22 protein-coding genes and 3 tRNA genes are annotated in these 21227 nt (G+C 68.2%); 18 read left to right on the plus strand and 7 right to left on the minus strand.

Annotated features, from left to right (window positions below):
* Positions 1-41: 41 nt before the first annotated feature.
* The 3 genes from lon to ACFOSH_RS10515 form a co-directional block, all read right to left on the minus strand.
* Positions 42-2444 carry an endopeptidase La gene (lon, locus tag ACFOSH_RS10505; protein WP_378238551.1) on the minus strand — a complete coding sequence of 801 codons (2403 nt, stop codon included), beginning with the start codon at positions 2442-2444 and terminating at the stop codon, positions 42-44.
* A 167-nt stretch (positions 2445-2611) separates the two neighbouring features.
* Entirely contained in the window at positions 2612-3460 is an 849-nt protein-coding gene (locus ACFOSH_RS10510) for an SAM-dependent methyltransferase (RefSeq protein WP_378238552.1), read from the minus strand.
* A gap of 39 nt (positions 3461-3499) precedes the next feature.
* Entirely contained in the window at positions 3500-4438 is a 939-nt protein-coding gene (locus ACFOSH_RS10515; protein ID WP_378238554.1) for a GNAT family N-acetyltransferase, read from the minus strand.
* Between the two features lie 290 nt (positions 4439-4728).
* Between ACFOSH_RS10515 and ACFOSH_RS10520 the strand changes: the two genes are divergently transcribed.
* The 6 genes from ACFOSH_RS10520 to ACFOSH_RS10545 all read left to right on the plus strand — a co-directional run bounded on the left by ACFOSH_RS10520 (position 4729) and on the right by ACFOSH_RS10545 (position 8783).
* Positions 4729-7344, plus strand: coding sequence for a putative bifunctional diguanylate cyclase/phosphodiesterase (locus ACFOSH_RS10520; protein ID WP_378238555.1), 2616 nt, complete (start codon positions 4729-4731; stop codon positions 7342-7344).
* An 80-nt stretch (positions 7345-7424) separates the two neighbouring features.
* Positions 7425-7497 (plus strand) — tRNA-Thr (locus tag ACFOSH_RS10525).
* Between the two features lie 50 nt (positions 7498-7547).
* Positions 7548-7620: transfer RNA gene (locus tag ACFOSH_RS10530), tRNA-Met, on the plus strand.
* Positions 7621-7665: 45 nt separating this feature from the next.
* Positions 7666-7830, plus strand: a complete 165-nt coding sequence (gene rpmG, locus ACFOSH_RS10535) for a 50S ribosomal protein L33 (protein ID WP_005152047.1) — start codon at positions 7666-7668, stop codon at positions 7828-7830.
* A gap of 102 nt (positions 7831-7932) precedes the next feature.
* On the plus strand, positions 7933-8382 hold the full coding sequence (locus ACFOSH_RS10540; protein ID WP_125788785.1) for a MaoC family dehydratase N-terminal domain-containing protein: 450 nt from the start codon (positions 7933-7935) through the stop codon (positions 8380-8382).
* A complete protein-coding gene (locus ACFOSH_RS10545) occupies positions 8379-8783 on the plus strand; it encodes a MaoC family dehydratase (protein WP_378238556.1) in 405 nt (134 codons plus the stop codon). The genes ACFOSH_RS10540 and ACFOSH_RS10545 overlap by 4 nt, the downstream gene beginning before the upstream one ends.
* Positions 8784-8939: 156 nt before the next feature.
* Here the strand turns inward: ACFOSH_RS10545 and ACFOSH_RS10550 are convergent, their stop codons facing one another.
* On the minus strand, positions 8940-9845 hold the full coding sequence (locus tag ACFOSH_RS10550) for an SGNH/GDSL hydrolase family protein (protein WP_378238557.1): 906 nt from the start codon (positions 9843-9845) through the stop codon (positions 8940-8942).
* Between the two features lie 144 nt (positions 9846-9989).
* Here ACFOSH_RS10550 and ACFOSH_RS10555 point away from each other — a divergent pair, with 144 nt between their 5' ends.
* Positions 9990-10205, plus strand: coding sequence for a hypothetical protein (locus tag ACFOSH_RS10555; RefSeq protein ID WP_378238558.1), 216 nt, complete (start codon positions 9990-9992; stop codon positions 10203-10205).
* 35 nt (positions 10206-10240) lie between these two features.
* On the opposite strand, the gene ACFOSH_RS10560 is transcribed toward ACFOSH_RS10555, so the two are convergent.
* Both ACFOSH_RS10560 and ACFOSH_RS10565 read right to left on the minus strand, forming a co-directional pair.
* Positions 10241-11137, minus strand: a complete 897-nt coding sequence (locus ACFOSH_RS10560; RefSeq protein WP_378238825.1) for a TIGR03619 family F420-dependent LLM class oxidoreductase — start codon at positions 11135-11137, stop codon at positions 10241-10243.
* Complete coding sequence (locus ACFOSH_RS10565) at positions 11134-12363, minus strand: pyridoxal phosphate-dependent aminotransferase (protein ID WP_378238559.1); 1230 nt, start codon at positions 12361-12363, stop codon at positions 11134-11136. The genes ACFOSH_RS10560 and ACFOSH_RS10565 overlap by 4 nt, the downstream gene beginning before the upstream one ends.
* A 206-nt stretch (positions 12364-12569) precedes the next feature.
* Between ACFOSH_RS10565 and ACFOSH_RS10570 the strand changes: the two genes are divergently transcribed.
* From ACFOSH_RS10570 to ACFOSH_RS10595, 6 genes are all read left to right on the plus strand, one after another.
* A tRNA-Trp gene (locus tag ACFOSH_RS10570) sits at positions 12570-12642 on the plus strand.
* A gap of 27 nt (positions 12643-12669) precedes the next feature.
* Positions 12670-13122, plus strand: a complete 453-nt coding sequence (gene secE, locus ACFOSH_RS10575; RefSeq protein ID WP_378238561.1) for a preprotein translocase subunit SecE — start codon at positions 12670-12672, stop codon at positions 13120-13122.
* A 76-nt stretch (positions 13123-13198) separates the two neighbouring features.
* Positions 13199-14056 (plus strand): transcription termination/antitermination protein NusG, encoded by an 858-nt coding sequence (gene nusG, locus ACFOSH_RS10580; RefSeq protein WP_378238562.1) that lies wholly within the window; start codon positions 13199-13201, stop codon positions 14054-14056.
* 78 nt (positions 14057-14134) lie between these two features.
* Positions 14135-14569, plus strand: coding sequence for a 50S ribosomal protein L11 (rplK, locus tag ACFOSH_RS10585; RefSeq protein ID WP_076164368.1), 435 nt, complete (start codon positions 14135-14137; stop codon positions 14567-14569).
* 81 nt (positions 14570-14650) lie between these two features.
* Complete coding sequence (gene rplA, locus ACFOSH_RS10590) at positions 14651-15364, plus strand: 50S ribosomal protein L1 (protein WP_378238563.1); 714 nt, start codon at positions 14651-14653, stop codon at positions 15362-15364.
* 77 nt (positions 15365-15441) lie between these two features.
* Positions 15442-16206: an alpha/beta fold hydrolase gene (locus tag ACFOSH_RS10595; RefSeq protein ID WP_378238565.1), complete on the plus strand. Its 765-nt coding sequence runs from the start codon at positions 15442-15444 to the stop codon at positions 16204-16206.
* 97 nt (positions 16207-16303) lie between these two features.
* Here ACFOSH_RS10595 and ACFOSH_RS10600 read toward each other — a convergent pair whose 3' ends face one another.
* Positions 16304-17149 carry a hypothetical protein gene (locus ACFOSH_RS10600; protein WP_378238566.1) on the minus strand — a complete coding sequence of 282 codons (846 nt, stop codon included), beginning with the start codon at positions 17147-17149 and terminating at the stop codon, positions 16304-16306.
* Positions 17150-17478: 329 nt separating this feature from the next.
* On the opposite strand from ACFOSH_RS10600, the gene rplJ reads away from it, so the two are divergent.
* From rplJ to ACFOSH_RS10625, 5 genes are all read left to right on the plus strand, one after another.
* The gene (gene rplJ / locus ACFOSH_RS10605; RefSeq protein ID WP_020633288.1) at positions 17479-18030 is read left to right on the plus strand and encodes a 50S ribosomal protein L10; all 552 of its coding nucleotides are present in this window, start codon (positions 17479-17481) and stop codon (positions 18028-18030) included.
* A 48-nt stretch (positions 18031-18078) separates the two neighbouring features.
* Entirely contained in the window at positions 18079-18465 is a 387-nt protein-coding gene (gene rplL, locus ACFOSH_RS10610) for a 50S ribosomal protein L7/L12 (RefSeq protein WP_020633289.1), read from the plus strand.
* 146 nt (positions 18466-18611) lie between these two features.
* Positions 18612-18950 (plus strand): hypothetical protein, encoded by a 339-nt coding sequence (locus ACFOSH_RS10615; RefSeq protein ID WP_378238567.1) that lies wholly within the window; start codon positions 18612-18614, stop codon positions 18948-18950.
* Between the two features lie 314 nt (positions 18951-19264).
* Positions 19265-20434 (plus strand): ABC transporter ATP-binding protein, encoded by a 1170-nt coding sequence (locus tag ACFOSH_RS10620; RefSeq protein ID WP_378238568.1) that lies wholly within the window; start codon positions 19265-19267, stop codon positions 20432-20434.
* 38 nt (positions 20435-20472) lie between these two features.
* Positions 20473-21225 (plus strand): MlaE family ABC transporter permease, encoded by a 753-nt coding sequence (locus ACFOSH_RS10625; protein WP_020633292.1) that lies wholly within the window; start codon positions 20473-20475, stop codon positions 21223-21225.
* Positions 21226-21227 lie beyond the last annotated feature (2 nt).

Here is a 21227-nt window from a genome sequence, read left to right on the forward strand (position 1 = left end):
CCCGGACCCTGGGCAGGATCCGGGGCTTCGGCCTCGCGCCGTTACGCCGCTTGGGCGACCGGAGCCGTCGCCGGGGCCAGCGCGATGTCCAGTACGTCGCGGACGTTCGCCACGGCGTGGACGTCCAGCTGCGCCAGGACTTCGGCCGGGACGTCGTCGAGGTCCGGCTCGTTGCGCTGCGGGATGATCACCGTCTTCATCCCGGCCCGGTGCGCGGCCAGCAGCTTCTGCTTGACCCCGCCGATCGGCAGCACCCGCCCGGTCAGCGACACCTCACCGGTCATCGCGACGTCCGATTTCACGACCCGGCCCGAAAGCAGGGACGCCAGCGCGGTCGTCATCGTGATGCCGGCACTCGGCCCGTCCTTGGGGACAGCGCCCGCGGGGACGTGCACGTGGATGCCGCGGTCCTTCAGGTCGCCGACCGGGAGTTCCAGCTCCGCGCCGTGCGAGCGCAGGTACGACAACGCGATCTGCACCGACTCCTTCATCACGTCGCCCAGCTGACCGGTCAGGGCCAGCCCGGTCGAGCCGGACTCCGGATCCGCCAGCGACGCCTCGATGTAGAGGACGTCGCCGCCGGCGCCGGTCACCGCCAGACCGGTCGCCACACCCGGCGTCGACGTGCGCTGGGTCGACGCGGGCAGCGAGGACTCCGGCAGGTGCCGTGGGCGCCCGAGGTAGGTCTCGAGCCCGTCGGCGTCGATCGTCAGCGGCAGCGCGACCTCGTCCAGCGCGACCTTGGTCGCCACCTTGCGCAGCACCTTCGCGATGGTCCGGTTCGCGTTGCGTACGCCGGCTTCCCGCGTGTACTCGGCCGCGATGCGGCTGAACGCGCCGTCGGTCAGCGTGACGTCTTCTTTGCCGAGTCCGGCGCGGTCCAACTCGCGGGGGAGCAGGTGGTCGCGGGCGATGATGACCTTCTCGTGCTCGGTGTAGCCGTCGAGGGTGACCAGCTCCATGCGGTCCAGCAGCGGGCCGGGGATGGTCTCGAGCGCGTTCGCCGTCGCGAGGAACACGACGTCGGACAGGTCCAGCTCGACCTCGAGGTAGTGGTCGCGGAACGTGTGGTTCTGCTCCGGGTCCAGCACCTCCAGCAGCGCGGCCGTCGGGTCGCCTCGGTAGTCGGCGCCGACCTTGTCGATCTCGTCGAGCAGCACGACCGGGTTCATCGAGCCCGCTTCCTTGATGGCGCGGACGATCCGGCCGGGCAGTGCGCCGACGTAGGTGCGGCGGTGCCCGCGGATCTCCGCCTCGTCGCGGATGCCGCCGAGCGCGACGCGGACGAACTTGCGCCCCATCGCCTTCGCCACGGACTCGCCGAGTGAGGTCTTGCCGACCCCGGGAGGGCCGGCGAGGGCCAGCACGGCGCCCGAACGGCGTCCGCCGACCGGACCCAGACCGGACTCCGCACGACGCTTGCGGACGGCCAGGTACTCGATGATGCGTTCCTTCACGTCGTCGAGACCGGCGTGATCGGCGTCGAGGATGTCGCGTGCGGCGGCGATGTCGTGGACGTCGGTGGTGCGCTCGTTCCACGGCAGTTCGAGGACGGTGTCCAGCCAGGTACGGATCCAGCCACCCTCGGGGGACTGGTCGGAGGTCCGCTCCAGTTTGTCCACTTCGGACAGTGCGGCCTTCTTGACCGCGTCCGGCAGTTCGGCTGCCTCGACGCGGGCGCGGTAGTCGTCGTCATTGGCGGTGCCGTCGAGTTCGCCCAGCTCCTTGCGGATCGCTTCGAGCTGGCGGCGCAGCAGGAACTCCTTTTGCTGCTTCTCCATGCCCTCCTGGACGTCCTTGCGGATCGTGTCGGTGACCTCGAGCTCGGCCAGTTGCTCGCGGCTCCATTCGAGAGCCTTTTCGAGCCGCGCCGAGACGTCGAGCGCGGAGAGCAGTTCGAGCTTCTGCTCGGTGTTCAGGTACGACGAGTTGCCCGCGAGGTCGGCGAGCGCGGACGGGTCCTCGACCTCCTGGACGGCGTCGATCATCTGCCAGCCGCCGCGCTGCTGGAGGATCGCGAGGACGACGCTCTTGTACTCGGACGCGAGCTTCGCGGAGTTGTCGTCGGTGGTCTCGGTGGCGACTTCGGCGTGGACCCAGCGGGCGGCGCCGGGACCGTCGGCGATGCGGCCGACGACGGCGCGGCGGGTGCCGCGCAGCAGGACCGCGGTCTTGCCGCCGGGCACGCGGCCGATGCGCTCGACCGTCGCGATGGTGCCGAGTTCGGCGTACTCGCCGTGGACGCGGGGGACGATCAGCACTTCGGCCTTGGCGCCGGCGCCGGACCGGATCCCCGGGAAGGAAGCCTGGGCAGGCGTGTTGGCCTGGGCGGACTCCACCGCGGCGCGCGTCTCCGTGTCGGCGAGGTCGAGCGGGACGATCATGCCCGGCAGCACGACGTCGTCATCGAGCGGGAGGACGGGCAGGAGGCGGTTGTCGGTCATCTGTGCACTCCTCGGTTAGTTGAGTCTGACTAGCTCAACTCTCCGATCGACCCGTTTGTTTCCTTTCCGCGTTCGCCGTCAGCGATCACCCACCCCTCCGACCTCTGCGCCCCAACGCGTCGCGTTTAGTGGGCTAAACGCGACGCGACGGCGGCAGAGGTCGGACGTCAGGGGTGGGTGGCGACCCCGCACCAGGCGAACGGCCGGGCACCTTCCTCGTCTCGCCGCAGCTCCCGGACTGGGCGCCACTCGGGCAGATGGACGACGCCGGGCTCCAGCAGCGGCCAGTCCCCGAAGAGCGGCTCGATCTCTTCGCGGTCCCGCATCCACACCGGGTTGCTCGTCTTCCGGTACTGCTCGACCATCCAGCGGAGCCCGTCGGCGTCCTCACCGGTCTTGCCGCCGAAGCTCATATGCGAAAGCCCCAGCCAACTGCCCGGCGCCAGCGCGTTCCGATAGGTCGCGACCAGCGCGGGCGGATCGTCGTGCGGTCCGGCGAAATGCAGCACGGCCATCATCATCAGGCAGACGGGCTGCGAGAAATCGATCAGCCGCCGCGTCTCCGGATGCCGCAGGACGTCCTTCGGTCGCCGCATGTCCGCGTGGACGATCCCGGCCCAGTCGGTCGCCTCGTGCCGTTCGAGGATCAACTCCGCGTGCGCCACCGCTACAGGCTCGTAGTCGACGTATACGACCTTCGCCTCATCGCCCGGCTCCAGCTCTTCCTGGACGATCTCGTGCACGTTCCCGGCTGTCGGGACACCGGACCCCAGATCGACGAACTGCCGGATCCCGGCGTTCAGCGCCGCGCGCACGACGCGATTCATGTACTCGCGGTTGTGCTGCGCGCCCGGCTTCACCCACCGCCACTGCCGTTCCAGCGCGCGGGCGAACTCGCGGTCGACAGCCCAGTTGTGGGTCCCGCCGAGAAACCAGTCGTAGATCCTCGCCGCGGACGGCTTTTCGGTGTCGACCCCGGTCGGCGCCACCGGGGCCGCGTCATCGTCCCTGGTCACAGAAAACCCCCTGATCTCCCAGGGAAGAGCCTATCGGGATCAGTACACCGCCGGCCGCCGCTGCCAGTACGTCCAGAGCGGCCGGTAGCCCTGCGCGTACCAGAACGGTGTCGAGCGCGGATTGGCCAGCGCGTGGTGCAGCAGCACGGCTTCGGTCCCGCATTCGTCGAAGACCTGGTGCGCGTGCGCGGCGAGCGCCGACCCCACCCCGCTCGACCGCGCCGGTTCGGCCACCGCCAGCGACGACAGGTAGCCGACCTTCTCGGCCGCGACCCGGCCGCCGATCCACGCCGTCTCGCCGGGGAACTGCACCCGCACCATGCCCAGCGGGCGCCCGTACAGCTCGGCGATCCACAACGTCGGGTTTTCCCGCCCCAGCTGTTTCGACAGGTCCGCGGTGATCGCTTCCTCCGCGCCCTCGCGCAACGTGACCGAACCGAACTGCGCGTCATAGCGCTGCAATTCAAGCTCCAGCCCGACGGCGGTTTCGAGATCATCCGCTTCGGCGGGCCGGATGTGCACTCCGGGAGTGGCGGGCGGTCCCGTCACGGCGAGCCGGTCGGCCGGGCGGACCGCGATCACCAGCACCGGAGCGAATCCGCGGCGCAGCAATTCGGCCGAGCCGGGCGAATCCCGGCTCGGCCGCACCACGGTCGCCGCCGTTTCGACATCCCCAGGTGGGGCGACCGCCTTCAGATGTTCATCCCATCGGGTGAGTAATGCGTCAAGGGCCGCTTCCGGACGAGGTCCGGTGAGCCGAGCTTCGAGGCGATGTTCGACGAGCGCCCGCCACGGAGAGTCAACAGAATCGGGGCCCGCTTCAGTCCGTACCGACAATCCGGCGGCGGCCGAGTCGCCTGCTGTCGCGGAGAGTGACACGGAGCCCTCGGCAGGCTCCAGTGCAGGCATTTCCGGGAGCAGGGCGTCCACGGTGGCGAGCCGCTCGGCATGCCCGGCGGCGATGGCGTGGCTATTCATAGGACTATTCAAGCCCCTGCCGGCCGACACTGACGGGTCCGCCGGGAACTTCACGAGATTGGCTCCGCCGTGGCGCCAGGTGACTTCCGGTAGTCGGAGGGAACGCGAATATCGCTCCCATTTCACCCCTTGGTCCACGCAGGTCAGCGCGACGCGCCCATTGTTAACCCTGGGGTGATCTCATACTGTCTCGAATGGGACTTGGGTACGCCCTCCGGGGTACTGTATTGCCCTCGTCCCCGAGGTCGCGGTAGGACAAGACCGGTTGGGCAGCCGGGAAGGAAGGTCGGATGCCGGACACGAACGGCAGGCCCGGGAGCGCCGCACAGGCGGCGCCGGGCAAGGGAGGCGCCGTTACGGAGGCTCGTACCGACGAGCGGCGGTTCCGCGTCTACACCTTCGCAGTACTCACCATGGGCATCGCCGCCGCGGCCGCGGTCAGCCTGTGGCTGGACTTCGAGGCCTCGGACGATCTGTTGTGGATCGGGCCGATCCTCGCGCTCGCGTTCCTGCTCGCCGAACAGCTCGGCATCAACGTCGACGTCCGCAGCGGCATCTCCTGGACGATCTCGTTCACCGAGATCCCGCTGGTCATCGGATTCTTCGTCGCCCCCTTCGAAGTCGTCCTCGCCGCGCATCTCGTGGCGGGCATCGGGACACTGCTGGCCCGCAAGGTCGCGGGCCGGGTCCTCTACAACGCCGGCGCCTTCCTGCTGGAGATCACCGGCGCGTTCGCCGTGGCAGGACTGGTGAAACAGGCCTCCGGCGCCCACACCATGACCTGGATCGCCGCGCTGGCAGGCACTTTGACCGCGCCGCTGGTCAGCACGCTGCTCGCGCTCGCCGCCGTCCGCGTGCTGCGCCGCCGCATGCGGGTCAGCACCGCGATCCGGCTGACCGGCCGCATCCTCGTCGTCGGATTCGTCAACGCCTCGGTCGGTCTTTCCGGCTATTTGGTCATTTCCGGTACGCCGAAGGCCTGGCCGCTCGTGCTGGCCGTCTTCCTCGGGCTCACCGCGTTGTACTGGGCGTACTCCGACCTGCTCCGCGAACAGCGGGACATGGAAGCGCTGTCCGACGTCAGCCTGATGGTCGCGCGATCCGGCCAGCAGGCCGCCGCGCGTCCCGCCGGGCGCGCCGACGAACTCGTCGGCGGCGTGGACGTCCGCGAGTGGGCGACCATCGCCGAACGCATCAAGGACCAGCTCGCCGCCGGACGGGTCGTGCTCAGGCTGCGGCTGGAACCCAAGGACACCATGCGCATGGTCGTCGCGGGTGACGAACTGCCGCCCGTCGACCCGGCCGCCGACGACCCGCTGCTGCGCCTGCCCGGCGCGCACGTCCGGCATTTCCGGATCACCGAAGCCAATCCCGACGTCCGCTCCGCGTTGCTCGACCGCGGCGCGCAGGAGGCGCTGGTCGTCCCGCTGCGGAGCGCGAACCAGCTCCTCGGCGTCGTCGAAGCGCACGACAGGCTGTCCCGCTGGCGTGGTTTCGGCAAGTACGACGTGCAGCTGCTCGGCACGATGGCCAGCCACCTCGCGACGTCACTGGACAATCGGCGCCTGCTCGCGACCCTGCGCCACGACGCCTACCACGATCCGCTGACCGGCCTGCTGAACCGGCCGGGCTTCCGTCAGGTCGCCAAGGAACCGTTGCGGGAACAGGTCGACGCGGTCGTGCTGCGGGTCGACCTGGACGTCTTCTCCACCGTCAGCGACGCCCTCGGTTACGTCTGGGCCGACAGGATGGTCATCGCCGCGGGCCGCCGGATCCGCGACGCGCTCGGCCCTGACGTCCCGCTCGCCAGGCTCGAAGGCGCGTCCTTCGCGGCGCTCCTCGTCGGCTGCGCGCCGGAACGCGCTCAGGCCGCCGCGGAGCTGCTCCGTGCGGAACTCGTCGCCCCGTACCCGGTGGACCGGCTCTCGGTCGAAGCCAACGCGATGATCGGCTACGCCACGTCGTCGGCGGAGGACGACGAGCAGATCGACGTCGACATGCTCCTGCAGCGCGCCGACGTCGCCGTCCGCGCGACCAAGGGCGGCGAAGAGGTCCGCGGCTACATGGCCAGCATGGGCCAGATCTTCATGCGCCGGTTCCAGATGGTCACGCAGTTCCGGCAGTCGCTCGAAGAAGGCCAGCTCAGCGTCCACTACCAGCCGAAGATCACCCTGCCGAACCGGCAGATCCAGGGCGTCGAGGCGCTCGTGCGCTGGGTGCATCCGGAGTTCGGCAGACTCGGCCCGGACGAGTTCGTGCCGGCGATCGAAGCGGCGGGCCTCATCGGCGTCCTGACGTCGTTCGTTCTCGAAGAGTCGTTGAAGCGCGTTCGGAAGTGGCTCGACGAAGGCCTGCGCATCTCCGCCGCGGTGAACCTCTCGGTGCGCAACCTCGCCGACGAGGACTTCCCGACGAAGGTCGCGCGTGAACTCGACCGCTTCGGCATCCCACCCGAGCTGCTCACCTTCGAGCTGACCGAATCCGGCGTGATGTCCGACCCGCAGAAGGCGCTGCCGATCCTGCGGGAACTGCACTCGCTGGGCATCGTGCTCGCCGTCGACGACTTCGGCACCGGCTACTCGTCGCTGGCGTACCTGCGGCAGCTCCCGGTCGACCAGGTCAAGATCGACAAGAGCTTCGTCCTCGGCATGGGCACCGACCTCGGCGACCTCGCCGTCGTGCGCTCCATCGTCGAACTGGGGCACTCGCTCGGCCTCACGGTCGTGGCGGAGGGAGTCGAAGAGGACGTCGCCCGGGATCAGCTCGAAGCGATGGGCTGTGACGTGGCACAGGGCTACCTGATCTCGCGGCCGCTGCCCGAGGACCGCCTGGAGGCGTGGCTGCAGGCCCGCACGGCGCGCTCGCCGGGACGGCACTCCGAGACCGTCTTGACCCTGCTGACCTGAGGTTTTCCGGTAAAGTGACCCCGCCTGCACGGGGCTCACGAAGGTGTTGCTAGTCTTTCCAAGTCCTCGCGAGAGGCAAGGCCCCTTTAGCTCAGTCGGTAGAGCGTTTCCATGGTAAGGAAAAGGTCTACGGTTCGATTCCGTAAAGGGGCTCGCAACCTCAGCCGCGTCACGCAAGCGTGTCGCGGCCAGGGTTATGTAAGGGCGGTGTAGCTCAGCTGGCAGAGCAAGCGGCTCATAATCGCTGTGTCGCCGGTTCAAGTCCGGCCACCGCTACGCGGTAATCCTGGGTTTCCCAGGCCTAGTAGAGAAGGAAATGCTGTGGCTGCCACTGACGTGCGACCGAAGATCACGCTCGCGTGTGAGGAGTGCAAGCACCGCAACTACATCACCAAGAAGAACCGGCGCAACAACCCGGATCGCCTGGAGATGAAGAAGTTCTGCCCGAACTGCGGTACGCACCGGACTCACAAAGAGACCCGCTGAGCGTTCAGCGTTCTCCAAGCGCGGTTCTACCAGTCTCACCCGAAGCCGCCCTGGTCACACCAGGGCGGCTTCGGGCATTTCCGGGTTCGGTAGCCTGCCGGGGTGGCCTTGGACCAGTCGTTCACCGGGCGGGTGTACCCGCCGACCAGTACCTATGAAGTGAGTCGCGAGAAGATCCGGGAGTTCGCCGACGCGCTCGGCGACACGAACCCGCTCTACCGCGACACCGAAGCGGCGAAGGCGGCCGGTCATCCCGACGTCATCGCACCGCCGACGTTCCTCACGATCATCAACCTCGCGTCGATCAACGCGATCGTTTCCGACCCCGAACTCGGGCTCGACTATTCGCGGATGGTCCACGGCGACCAGCGGTTCACCTACACGCGGCCGGTGCACGCGGGCGACGTCCTGTCGCTCACCACGTACATCGACAACATCATGACCCGCGCCGGGAACGACTTCATCAACCTGCGCGCCGAGATCTCCGGCGCCGACGGCGGCCCGATCGCCACCACGTACGCCCAGCTCGTGGTCCGAGGGGAGGGCGCGTGAGCACGTTCACCGCCGGGGAAGAACTGGCTCCGCTGACGATCGAGGTCACCAGGGAGCAGCTGGTGCGCTACGCCGGCGCTTCGCTGGACTTCAACCCCATCCACTGGAACGAGGCCTTCGCCAAAGAGGTCGGCCTGCCGGACGTCATCGCGCACGGGATGCTGACCATGGCGCTCGGGGCGCGACTCGTCACCGACTGGCTCGGCGACCCCGGCCGCCTCGTCGACTACTTCGCGCGCTTCACGCGCCCCGTGGTCGTGCCGAACGACGGCGCCGCGACGATCGAGTTCACCGGGAAGGTCGCCGTGGTCAACGACGACGGCACCGCGCGCGTCGACATCACCGCCAAGTTCGAGGGCAAAGCGGTCCTGGGCAAGGCTCAAGCGGTCGTCCGCGCCTGATCTCAAGCCTCGTGAGTGGGTAGCAACGGTTCTAACCGTCCTCACCACTCACGAGGCCTGGACCGCCTCGGACCCGGGGCCTGGGGTCAACCACACCCAGAAGCCAGTAGGCACCTTGGCCCTGACCGGTCCGTACCACTCACGAAGCCTGACCTGCTACGCGAGCTTCAGCAGCTTCCCGATGACCTCCGCCATGCCTTCCTCGCCCCGGGCGTTCGGGTGCAGCGGCGCCGCGGGCACCGAAGGCGCGGGGCCTTCCACCCACCGCCGGTTCGCGGCGCTGCACATGTCGTGCCCCTTGCTCGCGGTCGACATGTCGGCGAAGCCCGCTTCGTGCCTCTTGGCCGTCTCCTGCAGCTTGGTGTTCAGCCGCTTCAAGGAGTCGCGGAAGTAGGCCACGTCCCCTTCTCCGACCGGCAGGACCGGCCAGCAGCCCGCGTTGTCGTCCGGAAGCACCGTCGGGTACCCGACGACCACGATGCGCGCTTCGGGCGCCTTCGAACGAATCCGGTCCAGGATTCCGCCGAGCCGGTCCGCCGCCGCGGTGATCCGCTCGGCGAGCTGGTCGCGTCCGCCCGCGGTCAGCTGGGTCTTGCAGGGCGAAGCGGTCTGGAGCTGCGTCGCGCACTGACCCGCGAAGCCGACGAAGCCCACGTCGTTCCCGCCGATCCCGACGGTCACCAGCGTCGTGTCACTCTCGATCGCGTCGAGTTGCGGAGCGTTGATGCCGTCCCGGGTCTTCTGCTCGCCGGTGAGGTGCTCGGTCGTGGCGCCGCCACAGCTGACATCGGCGAACTCCGCCGGACGCAGCTTCGCGGCGAGCAGGCTCGGGTAGTTGTTGTCCGAGCGGTCGCAGCCCGGTGGCGCGCCCGCGGGCCGCCCAGTGCCCGGTGAAGCCGTATATGAATCACCCAGAGCCACATACCGGCCCGCGCCATCCGAAGTGGTGACACCCGCAGGTGTCACCGAAGTCCCTCGCTCCCACAGGTGGTAAGCGATCCCCAGGACGGACAGCACGATCACCAGGAAGAGGCAGCCGCCGCCCGTTCTCCGCTGCGTCACCCGTTCGTTGTACTCGACCAGGGTCGCCTTGTCATCGGTCCGGCCGTCGGTGAATTACGCGTGAACGGGTGATCACCGGTTGCCTGAGACGTGGATCACGTTCAGGGTGGGGCGCGTACCTGGCCCCGAGGAAAGGCGAAGGACGTGAGCCTGAACTTGACCAAGCTGGTCGACAAGGCGTGGGAAGACAAAGGCATCAACGAGCTGCTGGACGCCCCGCCGTCCGCGCTCGAAGGCCTGACCAAGAAGCACGACGAGCTCCTCGCGGAATTCAAGATCAAGACCATCCGGGACCTCGGCAACTGGAAGTACGCCGCGAAGGCCCAAGCGCTCGTCCAGCTCGCCGACGGCGAATCCTGACCTCTGAAGGCCCTTTCCCGCCGGGGGGAGGGCCTTCAGTCGTTCGGGACGAGATCGCGCAGCTCGGCGGCGAGATCGAGGGCATGAGCGACGTCCCGCGCGAGGTAATGCGGGTCGACGAAGGCTTCGGTGATCCCGGTTTCGGCCGCGGCCTCCAGTTGCGCCGCGACGTCCTTGAGGCCCGTGCCGGGCTTCGGGTTGATCCGCAGCACCCGCCGCAGCGTGCCGGGGTCGCGGCCCGCCTGCTCGGCCGCGCTCGCCACGGTGTCCCAGAGCTTCGCGAGGTAGGGCGCGGGCAATCCGGCGGGCAGCCAGCCATCCGCTCGGCGGCCGACGCGCTCCAGGGCTCCTGTCGAGACCCCGCCCAGCAAGACCGGCGGATGCGGGCTCTGCGCCGGTCGCAGTCCCACCTTCGACGCCGGGATCCGCCAGCGTTCGCCCTCGTGCTCGACGGGATCACCGGTCCAGAACTTCCGAAGGACGTCGAGAAGCTCCTCCAGTTGCCTGCCGCGCCCCTTCCAAGGCGTGCCCGTCGCGGTGTACTCGTCGCGAAGCCAGCCGGTGCCCAGCCCGACGTCCAGCCTGCCCCCGCTCACCTGATCCAGTGAAGTGAGCATCCGGGCGAGCACCACGGCCGGATACACCGTCCCGGTGAGCGTGCTGGTGCCGAGCCGGACCTTCTTCGTGACACTCGCGGCCACCGTCAGCAGGATCAGCGGATCGGCGAAGGTGACGAATTCGGGCGGGTACGGCCGTTCCGGTGTCCCGCCGGGATAGAGATCCGACGGCGAAACCGGGGCGAGCACCCGATCCCCGACCCACAAGGACTCGTACCCGAGCTCCTCGGCGGCCGTGGCGAAGCCGGTGACGGCGTCCATCGCCGCCAGTGGGCCGTACTGCGGAAGGGTGATCCCCAGGCGCATCGCGGTCAGCGCGCTTCCGCGAGCAGCCTGCCCATCCTGGTGATCCCTTCGGCGAGATCGTTTTCGTCCAGCGCGTAGGAAATCCGGAAGTACCCGGGCGTCCCGAACGCCTCACCGGGCACCACGGCGACTTCGGCCTCGCGCAGGATCAGATCGGCCAGCGCCACCGAATCGGCCGGTCGCTCGCCGCGGATATCCTTGCCCAGCAGGGCTTTCACCGACGGGTAGAGGTAGAAAGCGCCGAGTGGCACCGGAGTCTCCACTCCCGGGATCTCGGAAAGCAGGGAAAATGCCTTCTTACGGCGGGAATCGAACGCGTCGCGCATCGCGAAAACGGCGTCGAGCGGTCCGCTCACCGCCGCGAGCGCGGCCCGCTGTGCGACGTTCGAAACGTTGCCGCACAAGTGCGACTGGTACGCCGTCGCCGCCTTGACCACGTCCTGCGGGCCGAGCAGCCAGCCCACCCGCCAGCCGGTCATCGAGTACGTCTTCGCGACCCCGTTGAGGACGATCGTCCGGTCGGCGAGTTCCGGGACCAAGACGGGCATCGAAGGCGCTTCGGCGCCGTCGTAGACCAGGTGCTCGTAGATCTCGTCGGTGATGACCCAGAGGCCGTTCTCGTGCGCCCAGTGCCCGATCGCCTCGACCTGTTCGCGCGGGTACACCGCGCCCGTCGGGTTCGACGGCGAGACGAACAGCAGCACCTTCGTGCGCGGCGTCCTGGCGGCTTCGAGTTGCTCGACGGTGACCAGATAGCCCGTCGTCTCGTCCGCCGTGACCTGCACTCCGACTCCGCCGGCGAGGGCGATCGACTCCGGGTACGTCGTCCAGAACGGCGCGGGCAGCAGCACCTCGTCGCCCGGGTCGAGCAGCGTCGCGAACGCCGAATAGACCGCCTGCTTGCCGCCGTTGGTCACCAGGACGCGGCCCGGGTCGACCTCGAACCCGGAGTCGCGGACGGTCTTCGCCGCGATCGCCTCTCGCAGCTCCGGCAGCCCGCCCGCGGCGGTGTAGCCGTGGTTCACCTTGTCCCGGACGGCCGCTTCGGCGGCTTCGAGCACGTTGGCAGGGGTGGGAAAGTCCGGCTGCCCGGCGCCGAACCCGATCACCGGACGGCCCTGCGCCTTGAGCTCCCGGGCCTTCGCGTCGACGGCCAGCGTGGCCGACGGCGTGATGCCGCCGATGCGTGCCGAGACGCGGGAGGCGGCCGAAGACGAGGGTGCGGGAGCGCTCATGGCGACATCGTGGCACGATCATGGGGTCGGCCGTGGGGACTTTCCCCGCGGAAGGCTGCTCCGCGCCGCCTTTGAGGGGCGCGGTTGCGAAGCTGTTCGGGGGTTGCCGTAGACTTCTGGTCTCGGAACGCACTACGGTCATCCCCGCCACGGCGGTGGGGATGATGGAATGCGTCCTCGGGAGCTCCAGAGCATCGGGGCTCCAAAGGGGTGTAGCTCAATTGGCAGAGCAGCGGTCTCCAAAACCGCAGGTTGCAGGTTCAAGTCCTGTCACCCCTGCGTAAGCGAACTGGTGAAGGCGGAGGAGTGGTCGTGAGCGACAGCGACGCCAGCGGTGAGAAGGCGCAGGACGGCGACGGGCAGAAGCCCGACGAACAGTCCCGCCCGGTGACCGCCGCTGCCCGGCGTGAGCGCCGTGCGTCCGCGCGCCCGTCCGGTAAGGCCGACGCCAAGTCGGACGACAAGACCCGCCCCGCCGGCAAGGCGAAGGCCGGGGACAAGACCGAGAAAACCAAGGACGCCAAGGGAACGGCGACCCCGAAGCGCGACCGCAAGCCGAAGCAGGCGTCGATCTTCGCCCGGCTGATGCGCTTCATCCGCGAAGTCTGGGCCGAGCTGCGCAAGGTCATCTGGCCGAACCGCAAGCAGATGGTCACCTACACCGCGGTGGTGCTGGTCTTCGTGGTGTTCATGGTGGCGCTGGTGAGCGGCCTCGACCTGGCCTTCAAAGAGGTCGTCGGTGCCGTCTTCGGCAGCTGAGGCAGCCGGTCGCGGTGCTTGAGCGCACCGCACGGTGGCCTGCGCCACGGCAACCGATCAACTGAGAGGACGGAACGTGACCTCCGACAACGGCACAGCAGCCGGTCATGAGCTGACCGAGCTTTCCGACGAGCAGGTGCACGCGGCACTCGGCGACGAGCAGTCCGAGCACCTGGACTCCGTCGAGGTGCCCGCCGCAGGCGACGAGGTCGACGAAGCCGGAGATGTCGCGGAGGCCGATGAGGCGTCCGTCGAGACCGACGACAACGCAGCCGACGACACCGCCGCCGAGCCCGAAGCCGAAGCCGACGAGGACGTCGACCCGGTCGCGAAGCTGCGCGCGGAACTCAACGCCGCTCCCGGTGAGTGGTACGTCGTGCACTCGTACGCGGGTTACGAGAACAAGGTGAAGACCAACCTCGAGACCCGTACCCAGACGCTGGACGTCGAGGACTACATCTTCCAGATCGAGGTCCCGACCGAAGAGGTCACCGAGATCAAGAACGGCCAGCGCAAGCAGGTGCAGCGCAAGGTGCTGCCCGGCTACATCCTGGTCCGGATGGATCTGAACGACGCTTCGTGGAGCGCGGTGCGCAACACGCCGGGCGTCACAGGGTTCGTCGGTGCCACGTCGCGTCCGTCGCCCCTGACCGTGGAAGAGGTACTCAAGTTCCTCGCGCCCAAGGTCGAAGCAGCGGCACCCGCCAAGTCCGGCAAGGGCGACTCCTCCGTCGAGTCCCAGCTGGGCGGCCCCGCGGTCGAGGTCGACTTCGAGATCGGCGAGTCGGTCACCGTCATGGACGGCCCGTTCGCGACGCTGCCCGCGACGATCTCCGAGGTCAACGTGGACGGGCAGAAGCTGAAGGTCCTGGTGTCGATCTTCGGCCGGGAGACCCCGGTCGAGCTGTCGTTCACCCAGGTCTCCAAGATCTGACGGCCGCCAGACGGCCGGCAGTCCCCGCGTACTGGCAGGTGTGCGGGGGACTCAAGTCAGTAAGAAGGAACAAACGAAATGCCACCCAAGAAGAAGAAGCTTGCAGCGATCATCAAGCTGCAGATCAAGGCCGGTGCGGCCAACCCCGCGCCGCCGGTCGGCCCCGCGCTGGGTCAGCACGGCGTCAACATCATGGAGTTCTGCAAGGCCTACAACGCCGCGACCGAGTCGCAGCGCGGGGACGTCGTCCCGGTCGAGATCTCCGTGTACGAAGACCGTTCGTTCGACTTCAAGCTCAAGACGCCGCCGGCCGCGAAGCTGCTGCTGAAGGCCGCGGGCGTGGAGAAGGGCTCCGGCGAGCCGCACAAGACCAAGGTCGCCAAGGTCACCTGGGACCAGGTCCGCGACATCGCGAAGACCAAGGAATCCGACCTGAACGCGCACGACGTCGACCAGGCCGCGAAGATCATCGCCGGCACCGCCCGCTCGATGGGCATCACGGTCGTCGACTGAGTTCCACCCCGCACCACCGTGGGAGAGCCAGTGCTGGCTCCAACACCACACTGATCCGTTGAAGAGTTAAGGACAGAAGCAATGCCCAAGCACAGCAAGGCCTACCGTCAGGCCCTTGAGCTGGTGGACCGCGAGCGGCTCTACGCCCCGCTCGACGCCGCCAAGCTGGCCAAGGAGACCTCCTCCAAGAAGATGGACGCCACCGTCGAGGTCGCCATGCGCCTCGGTGTCGACCCTCGTAAGGCCGACCAGATGGTCCGCGGCACCGTGAACCTGCCGCACGGCACCGGTAAGACCGCCCGCGTCATCGTCTTCGCCGTTGGTGACAAGGCCGCCGAGGCCGAAGCCGCCGGCGCGGACGTGGTCGGCACCGACGAACTGATCGAGCGCATCCAGGGTGGCTGGCTCGACTTCGACGCCGCGATCGCGACGCCGGACCAGATGGCCAAGGTCGGCCGCATCGCCCGCATCCTCGGCCCGCGTGGCCTGATGCCGAACCCGAAGACCGGCACCGTGACCCCCGCGGTCGCGAAGGCCGTCTCGGACATCAAGGGCGGTAAGATCAACTTCCGCGTGGACAAGCAGGCCAACCTGCACTTCGTCATCGGCAAGGCCTCGTTCGACACCGAGAAGCTGGTGGAGAACTACGCGGCCGCGCTGGACGAGGTCCTCCGCGCCAAGCCGTCGTCGGCGAAGGGTCGCTACCTGAAGAAGGTCACGATCTCCACGACGATGGGCCCGGGTGTCCCGATCGACCCCGCCCGGACCCGCAACCTCCTTTCCGAGGACGCGTGAGTCTGAGTTAGACATCACTGACAAGGGGGCGGTCCCGCTACGGCGGGGCCGCCCCCTTTTCGTGTTTGCTGGAGGGCATGCCTACCTTCGCGACGTTCGACGGGCTTCAGCTGCACTACACCGTTTGGGAAGGTGAAGGGCGTCCCGTGCTGCTGCAGCACGGCTTCGCCGCGGACACGAACGCCAACTGGATCGCGCCCGGCGTCGTCGACACCCTCCAGGACGCGGGGCTGCCCGTGATCAGCCTGGACGCGCGCGGGCATGGACGGTCGGCGAAACCGCATGACGAGGCCAGCTACGGCGATGACGCGATGGTCCGCGACGTGTCGGCGCTGTTCGACACGCTGGACCTCGACGAGGTGTCGATGGTCGGCTACTCGATGGGCGCGATGATCGCGCTCGGCGCGGCGGCCGCCGACCCGCGGATCCGGTGCCTCGCGATCGGCGGGGTCGGCTCGGGGATCGTCGACTTCGGAGGTGTCGACACCCGCGTGGTCACGCCGGAGGCGATCAGCGAGGCTCTGCTCGCTTCGGACCCTTCGACGCTGCCGCCGTCTTCGGCGCCTTTCCGGGTGCTGGCCGACGCGTTGCGGGCGGACCGGATCGCGCTGGCGGCCGCCGCGCGCGGGACGGCGGACCCGAAACTGGACCTGACGGCGATCGCCGTCCCGACCCTGATCCTGGCCGGGGAAACCGACCCGCTGGCCGCGGAACCCGAACGGCTGGCCGCCGCCATCGCCGGCGCGCGCCTCGTCCGCGTCCCCGGGGATCACCTGACCGCCGTCACGCACCCCGCCTTCGGCTCCACGCTGACCGGCTTCCTCGCCTCCCATGACCTCTGACCCGACCTGCGTTTAGCCCCCTAATCGCGATCCGGCGGGCACCTGCGTTTAGCGGGCTAAACGCGATCCGGTGGCAGGAGGGCCAGGTCGGCGGGGGTCAGTTGCCGGTGGGGGGAGCGGGGCAGGGCTCGGGGGAGTTGGCGTGGCCGGTGATCAGCCACTGGCCCATCTCGACTTCCTGCAGGGTGAAGCTGCCCAGCAGGGGCCCGCCGCGGATGCTGTACCAGCACGAGTGGATCGTCAGATCCTGACGCGGGACCACGCTCGACATCGGGCGCACCGCGTAGATGTACGGCGTGATGTCGGTGACCTTGGCGTTCAGCGCCGGGACGGCGGTCGCGCAGTCCGGGTAGCCGAGGTCGCGGGCGAACTGGGCCTGCGCCTGTTCGCTCATCGACAGGCAGACCTTTTCGACCCGAGTGGCAGGCGGGTACGGCTTGCCGATCGTGTCGTAGATGGCCCGCACGGCTTCCCAGGGATTGGTCGAAAGCACCTGGTTGGTGTGGTGCTTGCCGCCGCCGCCCTGGACGAACGTCGCCGTGTCCTGCCCGGCGTCGCTGGGGAAGATCTGGCGGTAGACGATGGTGGCCCCGATGCAGATCAGCACGATCACGATCACCCAGGCGAGGAGTTTTCCGCCGAGACGACGCAGCCAGCGCGGTGTGCGCGGCCGGGCGGCGTGCACGAGTTCGCCGGGCGGCGGTCCCGGAGGCGCCGGCGGCTGTCCTCCGTAGTTCTGGGTCGTGGGCTGCGCGGACTGTGTCGGCACGAGGCCTTGGTTCTGCGCCTCGGTGAACTTCAAATAGTCCTGGAACTGCTGAAACTGCTGGAACTGGCGCAGCTGCTCTTCGTCCAGCGGAGGCGCGGGCTGCCCCCCCGCCTTGGGCTCGATGTCCGTGCCGGGCTCGTTGCCCGGCTTTCCGTCATCACGCTGCTCCGCCACGTCACCATGATGCCTCGCGAGCCCCACGATGCACTCCGCCGGTCGCGTTTAGCCCGCTAAACGCGATCTGGGAGGGGGTGCCGCAGGGGGCGGAAGGGGGTCGCGTATTCTTGTCAAGGTTCTACCGAAGACCGCTGGTCTTCTCCTGGTCATCTGGCCTGGAGAACGAAGGCCCCGCTAGGGCGGGCGACCCGCGCAGGAGGAACGAGGCTCGCACACGACGCACGTCGTCGTTTGCCCTGACGCCCCGCGCCTGTCTGCGCTGGGGCGTTTCGTCGTTTTCAGGGCTCTCAAGGCCAGTGGACCACTAGCCAAGAGAGGAGGCGACCATGGCGAAGCCCGACAAGGAGGCGGCCGTCGCCGAGATCGCGGAGAGCTTCCGCAGCAGCTCGGCCACAGTCGTTACCCAGTACACCGGCCTCTCCGTGTCCCAGCTGTCCCAGCTGCGCCGCGCTCTCGGCACCAGTGCCAAGTACCGGGTCGCGAAGAACACCCTCGTCAAGCGTGCCGCTACGGACGCGGGCATCGAGGGCCTTGAAGACCTGTTCGTCGGCCCGACCGCCATCGCCTTCGTCGAAGGTGAAGCTGTTGACGCCGCGAAGGCGCTTCGCGACTTCGCGAAGGACAACAACGCGCTTGTGATCAAGGGCGGCTTCATGGACGGCAAGACGCTGTCCGTGGACGAGATCAACAAGATCGCCGATCTCGACAGCCGTGAGGTCCTGCTCGCCAAGGCGGCGGGCGCGTTCAAGGCGAAGCTGTCCCAGGCCGCCGCGCTGTTCCAGGCGCCGGCGTCCCAGGTCGCTCGCCTGGCTGCCGCGCTGGAGGAGAAGCAGCGCAACGCCGGTACCGAAGCAGCCGAAGCACCCGCCGAGAGCTGAACACCCCCCACCCCGAACTTTTAGTTCGTTTCAGAGAGGAAAGCCACCATGGCGAAGCTGAGCACCACCGAGCTGATCGACGCCTTCAAGGAGCTCACCCTTCTTGAGCTGTCCGAGTTCGTCAAGGAATTCGAGACCACCTTCGACGTGACCGCGGCCGCCCCGGCTGCCGTCGTCGCCGCCGGCCCGGTCGGCGCCGCCCCGGCCGCCGCCGAGGAGCAGGACGAGTTCGACGTCGTCCTCGAGTCCGCTGGTGAGAAGAAGATCCAGGTCATCAAGGTCGTCCGTGAGGTCGTCTCGGGCCTGGGCCTGAAGGAGGCCAAGGAGCTGGTCGAGGCCGCTCCCAAGGCCCTCCTGGAGAAGGTCGACAAGGAGGCCGCCGAGGCCGCCAAGGAGAAGCTCGAGGCCGCGGGCGCCAAGATCGCCATCAAGTGATCTCGGGCGCGTAAGCGCCTACCGCAGCACCGTCGAAAGGGCGGGCATCCACACGGATGCCCGCCCTTTCGCTTTGATCACGACCGTTGCGTCCAGCGCGAGCCTGCCGACTACAGGGAAACTCATCCCGCTACGGAAGGCGAACAGTGACAACGGCGCGCGATCTTCATGTCCGATACTTCGCTGATGCTCCTCTTTCGCCTCTTGATGTCGAAAAACGGCTAAAGGAGGCGAAAGCGCAGATCGAGGACGGTGACGGCGCAGGCGAGCCCGGTCCGGACTGCACCGATCGGCTGCTCGTAGAGATTCTCGCCCAGCAGGTCGCCGCCAGGCGCCATCTGCTCATTCTCGCGGTCATCGCCGTGCTCGGCGTCGCGGCTTCGGTGATCTGTGCGATCGTCATCGCCGTCCAGGTCACGAAGGCCAACGCCCACTCCGGCAGCGGCTCGTCGTCTTCGTCCTACTGCGGCCTCTATCGCTGCTAGCCCACCGCCCGGACCTGCGTTTAGCCCCCTAATCGCGACGCGGGGCCACGCGGACCTGGGCGGGGGAGGGCTGTTGGTCTGCGGGTGAGGGTGACGTGCACTACGGTGCTGCAAGCGGTGCACGGGCAGGCGGCGGGCTGCGCGAAAAGTTACCCACGGGTCTGGCCAGAAAAGAAAACTGGTGAGTAACCTGTTCGCACTCAGCTCGTTGCACCTGGTTGACGCGGGTATCGCTGCGCGAACGCATGCGTCCTCTCGGGCCAGTGGCACGGGAAGGCAGTGCGCGACGACGCGGAACAGCTCCTGGAGGTGCGATGGGTGCCGAGGTGGTCATCGAAGGTCTTTCCAAGTCCTTCGGTAAGCAGGCCATCTGGCGGGACGTCACGCTGACCCTGCCTCCGGGCGAGGTTTCGGCGATGCTCGGTCCGTCCGGAACCGGTAAGTCCGTCTTTCTGAAGTCGATGATCGGTCTGCTCAAGCCGGACAAGGGCCGGTGCATGATCAACGGCGTCGACATCGTGACGTGCTCCGAACACCAGCTCTACGAGGTCCGCAAGCTCTTCGGCGTCCTTTTCCAGGACGGCGCCCTCTTCGGGTCGATGAACCTCTACGACAACGTGGCGTTCCCCCTGCGAGAGCACACGAAGAAGTCGGAGACCGAGGTCCGCCGGATCGTGCTCGAGAAGCTCGAGATGACCGGTCTCAACGGCGCCGACAAGAAGCTGCCCGGCGAGATCTCCGGCGGTATGCGCAAGCGCGCCGGCCTCGCCCGCGCCCTGGTGCTGGACCCGCAGATCATCCTGGTCGACGAGCCGGACTCCGGTCTCGACCCGGTCCGCACCACCTACATCTCCCAGCTCTTCCTGGACGTCAACGCGCAGATCGACGCGACGTTCCTGATCGTCACGCACAACATCAACCTCGCCCGCACCGTCCCGGACAACCTGGGCATGCTCTTCCGCAAGGAACTGGTCATGTTCGGCCCGCGCGAGGTGCTGCTGACCAGCGAAGAGCCGGTCGTCAAGCAGTTCCTCAACGGCAAGATGGACGGCCCCATCGGCATGAGCGAGGAGAAGGACTCGGCCCAGCTCGCCGCCGAACGCGCGATGTTCGAGGCCGGTCACCACTCGGGTGGTGTCGAGGACGTCAGCGGGGTGCCGCCGCAGATGCAGCCGACGCCCGGCGTGCCGACCCGGATGGGCGCGGTCCGCCGCAAGGACCGCGTCATGCAGATCCTGTCCGGTCTGCCGCACGAGGCCCAGCAGAGCATCATCGAGTCGCTTTCCCCGGAGGAGCAGCAGCACTACGGTGTCCGCCCGCAGCGCCTCGCCGCCGCGGGACACCGTTCGCAGCAGGGCGACGGCCCGATGCCGAACCACCACCAGGGGCAGCTGCCCGACGACCAGGTCGCCCACATCCCGCATCCGGGGAGACCGGGCAACCACCGCATGCGGCCACATGATCCGGGGTCAGGTGGCGCGTGAGCTCTCCCGCTTCATCGGCGAAGATTCCCGGGATCGGCATGTTGCGCGAGACCGGAAACCTGTTCGCCCTTGGCCTCGACATCGTTCGTGGCATTTTCCAGCGCCCGTTCCAGCTGCGGGAGTTCATCCAGCAGGCCTGGTTCATCGCGAGCGTCACGATCCTGCCGACGGCGCTCGTCGCGATCCCGTTCGGCGCGGTCATCTCGTTGCAGTTCGGATCGCTGGCCCGCCAGCTCGGCGCCCAGTCCTACACGGGCGCCGGGTCGGTGCTGGCCACCGTGCAGCAGGCCAGTCCGCTGGTCACGGCGCTGCTGGTCGCGGGCGCCGGCGGTAGCGCCGTCTGCGCCGACATCGGCGCGCGGACGATCCGTGAAGAGATCGACGCCATGGAGGTGCTCGGCGTCTCCGCGGTGCAGCGGCTGATCGTGCCGCGTGTGCTCGCGATGATGCTGGTGGCGCTCCTGCTCAACGGCATGGTCAGCGTCATCGGCGTGCTCGGTGGCTACTTCTTCAACGTCGTCCTCCAGGGCGGGACGCCGGGTGCGTACCTGGCGAGCTTCTCCGCGCTGGCCCAGCTGCCGGACCTCTGGGTCGGCGAGCTGAAGGCGCTGATCTTCGGCTTCATCGCCGCGGTCGTCGCCTCCTACCGGGGACTGAACCCGTCCGGCGGCCCGAAGGGCGTCGGCGACGCGGTCAACCAGTCGGTCGTCATCACGTTCCTCATGCTGTTCGTGGTGAACTTCGTGATCACGCTGATCTACCTGCAGATCGTGCCCGGAAAGCTGGACTGACG

The organism is Amycolatopsis speibonae, from assembly GCF_042647925.1.
Classification (GTDB): Bacteria; Actinomycetota; Actinomycetes; order Mycobacteriales; family Pseudonocardiaceae; genus Amycolatopsis; species Amycolatopsis speibonae.